Annotated in this window: 5 protein-coding genes; 4 read left to right on the top strand and 1 reads right to left on the bottom strand. The window is 60.9% G+C overall.

The window, feature by feature from the left end; translation table 11 throughout:
• Positions 1–175: 175 nt before the first annotated feature.
• From IAE38_RS11060 to IAE38_RS11050, 3 genes are read left to right on the top strand one after another with little or no spacing between them, the layout of a single operon-like run.
• Entirely contained in the window at positions 176–835 is a 660-nt protein-coding gene (locus tag IAE38_RS11060) for a paraquat-inducible protein A (RefSeq protein ID WP_201163532.1), read from the top strand.
• Positions 822–1,445 (top strand): paraquat-inducible protein A, encoded by a 624-nt coding sequence (locus IAE38_RS11055; protein WP_028631793.1) that lies wholly within the window; start codon positions 822–824, stop codon positions 1,443–1,445. Before IAE38_RS11060 ends, IAE38_RS11055 begins: the two co-directional genes overlap by 14 nt.
• Complete coding sequence (locus IAE38_RS11050) at positions 1,438–3,738, top strand: PqiB family protein (RefSeq protein ID WP_201217580.1); 2,301 nt, start codon at positions 1,438–1,440, stop codon at positions 3,736–3,738. The genes IAE38_RS11055 and IAE38_RS11050 overlap by 8 nt, the downstream gene beginning before the upstream one ends.
• A gap of 108 nt (positions 3,739–3,846) precedes the next feature.
• Here IAE38_RS11050 and rpsT read toward each other — a convergent pair whose 3' ends face one another.
• Complete coding sequence (gene rpsT, locus IAE38_RS11045) at positions 3,847–4,125, bottom strand: 30S ribosomal protein S20 (RefSeq protein WP_028631791.1); 279 nt, start codon at positions 4,123–4,125, stop codon at positions 3,847–3,849.
• Positions 4,126–4,375: 250 nt separating this feature from the next.
• Between rpsT and murJ the strand changes: the two genes are divergently transcribed.
• Positions 4,376–5,914 carry a murein biosynthesis integral membrane protein MurJ gene (gene murJ, locus IAE38_RS11040; RefSeq protein ID WP_028631790.1) on the top strand — a complete coding sequence of 513 codons (1,539 nt, stop codon included), beginning with the start codon at positions 4,376–4,378 and terminating at the stop codon, positions 5,912–5,914.
• Positions 5,915–6,004 lie beyond the last annotated feature (90 nt).

Here is a 6,004-nt window from a genome sequence, read left to right as displayed (position 1 = left end):
TCGCAAAACCCCTATCTGCGCATGCAGGTAGGGGTTTTGTCTTTGTGCGATGAAAAAGCGACGCTGGTCGGGCCCGTGAACCGTCGCCCCTTTGGGCCTGCCTAGACACAAGCGCCTCCCACAAACCCAGCCAAGGCCACTAGAATAACCCCACCCACCCAGTCAGAAGCACCCTATGCCCAACCCTGCCGAACCAGAAGCACTGGCCGACCTACCGCTGGACGAACTGGTCGCCTGCCATGAATGTGATCTGTTGCTGCGCAAGCCTGTTCTACACAATGGTGAAAAGGCGTTATGCCCACGCTGTGGATACGAGCTATACGCCCACCGGCACAACGTGGTGAACCGCAGCCTGGCCCTGGTGCTCACTGCGCTGCTGCTGTTCATCCCGGCCAACTTCCTGCCGATCATGCAGTTGCACCTATTGGGTCAAACCTCGGACGACACGGTCTGGAGTGGCGTACTGGGCCTATACGACTCGGGCATGCGTGGGGTGGCCATTGTCGTGTTCCTGTGCAGCATGGCGATTCCGTTGTCCAAGCTGCTTTGCCAGTTGGCTGTGTTGCTGGCCATTCGGCTGAACGTTGGGCGCAAGTTTGGGTTGCTGTTCTATCGCATCTATCACCACCTGCGAGACTGGGGCATGCTCGAGGTCTATTTCATGGGTGTGTTGGTGGCCATCGTGAAACTCGTGGACCTGGCCGAGATTACCGTGGGCCTTGGCCTGTTCTGTTTCATCAGCCTGTTGCTGGTTCAGGTGTGGCTTGAAGTGGTGATGTCACCGCACCAGATCTGGAGTGCGTTATCGGGGGAGGACCTGCATGCGGGCGATTGATGCAGGCATTGTTGTCTGCAATGAGTGTCATGAACTGAACCGGCAGGTGCCTGGCGACACTTCGCAAACCTGCACCCGGTGTGGTGCCTTGGTGCACGCACGCAGGCCCAACAGCATCGTGCGCACCTGGGCGCTGCTGGTGGCGGCGTTCATTCTGTACATCCCTGCCAATGTGCTGCCGATCATGACGGTCAGCTCATTTGGCCAGGGCAGCCCCGACACCATCATGTCGGGCGTCATTGCCCTGCTCAAACACGGCATGGTGCCGATCGCTGCGGTAGTGTTCGTTGCCAGCATCCTGGTGCCGACGTTCAAGCTGGTGGGTATTGCCTTGCTGCTGTATTCGGTCCAGCGTCGCCAGCCACTGTCAGCACGGCAACGCATCTGGATGTACCGCTTCATCGAATTCATAGGGCGCTGGTCCATGCTCGATATCTTCGTCATTGCCATCCTGGTGGCAGTGGTGAATTTCGGGCGGATAGCCAGTGTCGAAGCCAATTTGGGCGCTGTCGCCTTTGCAACCGTGGTGATTCTGACGATGCTTGCTGCTTTGACCTTCGATCCCCGCCTGATTTGGGACAATACGGAGTCGGATGACGACCATGAGTGACCTGCCAACGGCCCAAACCCGCCCCGCTTCCAACTGGTCGGCCATCTGGATCCTGCCCCTGATCGCCTTGATGATCGGCGGCTGGCTTGCGTGGCAGGCCTACCGCGAAGCTGGCGTGCAGATTGAAGTGCGCTTCGAGTCGGGCGAAGGCATCGTCGCCAACAAGACCGAGGTAATCTACAAGGGCATGCCTGTCGGTAAGGTGAAAAGCCTGGTGCTGGATGCCAAGGGTGAGAATCAGGGCGTTATCGCCACTATCGAAATGAACCAGGCGGCAGAGAACCACCTGAACAAAGGCACCCGCTTTTGGCTGGTGAAGCCGAGCGTCAGCCTGGCAGGTATTACCGGGCTAGAAACGCTGGTATCAGGTAACTACATTGCCGTCAGCCCAGGGGAGGGCGAGCCGACCAAGCGCTTCACCGCACTCAAGGTTGCGCCCCCGCTCTCGGATTCCGAACCGGGGCTGCACCTTGTGCTGAAGGCCGAGCGGCTGGGGTCACTCAACCGCGACAGCCCGGTGTTCTACAAGCAGATCCAGGTTGGGCGGGTGAAGAGCTATCGCCTGTCCGACGACCAGAGCACGGTCGAGGTAAAGGTCTTCATTGAACCTGCCTACGCCAACCTGGTGCGCAAGCACACGCGCTTCTGGAACGCCAGCGGCGTCAGCATCGATGCCTCGCTCTCTGGCGTGAAGGTGCGCAGCGAATCGTTGTCCAGCATCGTTGCTGGCGGTATCGCCTTCGCGACGCCGGAGCATCGCAAGGACAGCCCGCCAACCGACCCGAGCCTGCCGTTCCGGCTTTATGAGGACTTCGATGCCGCCCAGGCGGGCATCCGCGTGAAGGTGAAGCTCAGCGACTACGAGGGCCTGCAGGCTGGCCGTACGCCGGTCATGTACAAAGGTATCCAGGTGGGGTCGCTGAAAACCCTGAAGATGGAGGACAACCTGTCCAGCGCCACCGCCGAGCTCACCCTGGACCCGCTGACCGAGGATTACCTGGTGGAGGGCACCCAGTTCTGGGTGGTCAAGCCGTCGATCTCGCTTGCCGGGATCACCGGCCTGGAAGCGCTGGTAAAGGGCAACTACATCGCCATCCGCCCGGGTGAGAAGGGCGCGAGGCCTGAGCGTGAGTTCGAAGCGCGGGCCAAGGCGCCGCCACTGGACCTGAAAGCGCCCGGCCTGCACATGGTGCTGTTCGCCGATACGCTGGGCTCGCTCGAAGTGGGCAGCCCGGTGATGTACCGCCAGGTGAAAGTGGGCAGCGTGCAAAGCTACCAGTTCGCCCGCGACAGCAACCGTATCCTGATTGGCGTTCACATCGAAAAGGAATACGAAAAGCTGGTCAATGCATCGTCACGCTTCTGGAATGCCAGCGGCATTACCCTTACCGGTGGCCTCTCGGGTATCAAGGTGAAGAGTGAATCCCTGCAGACCTTGATGGCAGGGGGTATCGCCTTCGACACGCCACGGGCGAATGCACCGCTCAAGCGCCACATTCCGCGCTTCCGCCTGCATGAGAACCAGGAGGCGGTGAACCGTGCGGGCACCCTGGTTACCATCCGGGTGCAGCGGGCTGATGGGTTGAAGCCAGGTACCGCCATCCGCTTTCGTGGGCTGGATGTGGGTAGCATCGAGAGCGTCGACCTTACGGCAGACCTTCAGGCCGTGCTGTTGCGCGCGCGTATCACCGAGGCGGCTGACAAGATCGCCCGTGTTGGCACCCAGTTCTGGGTGGTCAAGCCGGCCCTGGGCCTGGTGCGCACAGAAAACCTCGATACCTTGATCAGCGGGCAGTACCTGGAAGTGCAGCCTGCCGCCAAGGACCGGGGGCCGCAGCGTGATTTCATCGCCCTGGCCGATGCGCCGGAGGTAGCGGACCCCGAAGTAGGCCTGCCGTTGACCCTCAGTGCGCCGCGCCGTGGCTCGATCAAGGCTGGTGTGCCGGTGACGTACCGCGAGGTCGCAGTGGGCAAGGTCACTGGCTTCGAGCTTGGTCAGAGCGCTGACCGCGTGCTGATCCACATCCTGATCGAGCCCCGTTATGCCAGCCTGGTGCGCAGCGGCAGCCGTTTCTGGAACAGCAGTGGCTTCGGTTTCGACTGGGGTCTGTTGAAAGGGGCGACCGTGCGTACCGAGTCGCTGGAAACCCTGATCGACGGCGGCATCGCCTTTGCCACGCCGGATGGAGAGCGCATGGGTAACCCTGCGCGGCCGCAGCAGACCTTCGCGTTGTTCGACAAGGCCGAGGATGACTGGCTGCAATGGGCACCGAAAATTCAGCTGGGCAAGTGACCCATCGAGGGGCCGTTGGCAGCGGCCCCTTGATGTAGAGGGCTCAAACTACAAACTGCAGGCAACAAAAAACCGACCCTAGGGTCGGTTTTTCGACTAGCACGTCGCTTAGGCAGCTGCAGTTTCTTTCAGCGCCTTGATGTGGCCATTCAGACGGCCTTTGTGACGAGCAGCTTTGTTCTTGTGGATGATACCCTTGTCGGCCATACGGTCGATTACAGGTACAGCCAGAACGTAAGCAGCTTGTGCTTTGTCGGCGTCTTTTGCGTCGATGGCCTTGACTACATTCTTGATGTAGGTGCGGACCATGGAACGCAGGCTGGCGTTGTGGCTGCGACGCTTCTCAGCCTGTTTTGCACGTTTCTTGGCGGAAGGTGTGTTGGCCACCGTCGAGCTCCTCGAAAGACTTTAGGTAAATAGCAAACAAAATAGGCCGCGAATCATGCCGATGAGTCGACCGGATGTCAAGGCCACTTGCAAGGTTCCGCCGAGCGGTGCACCAACAGGCGGGAAAGATTCCTTTCTGCTGCGCGACCTGTAAACTCGGGAATTTTTGGCTCCCCTGCGAAGGCGCGGGAGTATCGCACATTCGGACGCTGTCTGGCAGCGTCCTCTGCCATTGGCGTGAATCTTTTCGATGAACCTGCTCAAATCACTGGCTGCGGTCAGCTCAATCACCATGATTTCCCGGGTGCTGGGCTTTGTCCGCGACACCATCCTTGCGCGCATCTTTGGCGCCGGGGTGGCCACCGACGCCTTCTTCATTGCTTTCAAACTGCCCAACCTGCTGCGGCGCATTTTTGCCGAAGGCGCGTTTTCCCAGGCATTCGTGCCCATCCTGGCCGAATACAAGAGCCAGCAGGGCGAAGAGGCCACGCGCACGTTCGTGGCCTATATCAGCGGGCTGCTGACGCTGGTGCTGGCCGTGGTCACCGCCATCGGCATCCTGGCCGCACCCTGGGTGGTGTGGGCCACTGCCCCAGGGTTCGTCGACAGCGCCGAGAAATACCAGCTCACCACCGACCTGCTGCGGGTGACGTTTCCTTATATATTGCTGATCTCGTTGTCGTCCCTGGTGGGCGCCATCCTCAATACCTGGAACCGCTTCACGGTGCCGGCCTTCACGCCCACCCTGCTGAACGTGGCCATGATCGCCTTCGCCGTGTGGCTGACGCCGTACTTCAACCCGCCGATCATGGCCCTGGCCTGGGGTGTGCTGGCGGGCGGCCTGGCCCAGTTGCTGTATCAACTGCCGGCGCTGAAGAAGATCGGCATGCTGGTGCTGCCGCGGCTGAACCTGCGCGACGCCGGGGTGTGGCGAGTGCTCAAGCAGATGCTGCCCGCCATCCTCGGGGTGTCGGTGAGCCAGATCTCGCTGATCATCAACACGATATTCGCGTCGTTCCTGGTAGCCGGTTCGGTATCGTGGATGTACTACGCCGATCGCCTTATGGAACTGCCTTCGGGCGTGCTGGGCGTAGCGTTGGGGACCATTCTGCTGCCGACCCTGGCCAAGACGTACGCCAACCGGGACCGTGAGGAATACTCGCGGATTCTCGACTGGGGGCTGCGCCTGTGTTTCCTGCTGGTACTGCCCTGCACGCTGGGCCTGGCTTTGCTGGCGGAGCCACTGACGGTTGCGCTGTTCCAGTACGGCAAGTTCAGTGCGGTAGATGCGGCCATGACCCAGCGTGCCCTGGTCGCCTATTCGGTAGGGTTGCTGGCAATCATCCTGGTCAAGGTGCTGGCACCCGGCTTCTATGCCCAGCAGAATATCCGCACACCCGTGAAGATTGCCGTGTTCACCCTGGTGTGCACACAACTGTTCAACCTGGTACTGGTAGGCCCCCTGGCACACGCCGGGCTGGCCCTGGCGATCAGCCTGGGTGCCTGCCTGAATGCCGGCCTGCTGTTCTGGAAGCTGCGCAGCCATCAGCTGTTCCAGCCGCAACCCGGTTGGGTGTTGTTCCTGTGCAAGCTGGTGCTGGCGGTCAGCCTGATGTCGGCGGTGTTGCTGGCCGGCCTTCATTACCTGCCCGCCTGGGAGCAGGGCAACATGCTTGAGCGCCTGTTGCGGTTAGGGGCGCTGATCATGGCGGGGGTGGTGACCTATTTTGGCTGCCTGTACCTGTGCGGCTTCCGGCCCCGGCATTTCGCCCGCAAAGCCTTGCACTGAAGCACGGCCGGGCCAGGTGTCGGTTTTTCACATTCCATGCCGCCCTTGGGCGCTGTTGCCTGTTACCGGCGCCCGGGTGTGGTTATAATC

This window comes from Pseudomonas sp. S32, from assembly GCF_016648095.1.
GTDB classification, from domain to species: domain Bacteria; phylum Pseudomonadota; class Gammaproteobacteria; order Pseudomonadales; family Pseudomonadaceae; genus Aquipseudomonas; species Aquipseudomonas parafulva.
Note: the sequence above shows the minus strand (reverse complement) of the source record. Positions and strands in the feature narration are given on the sequence as shown.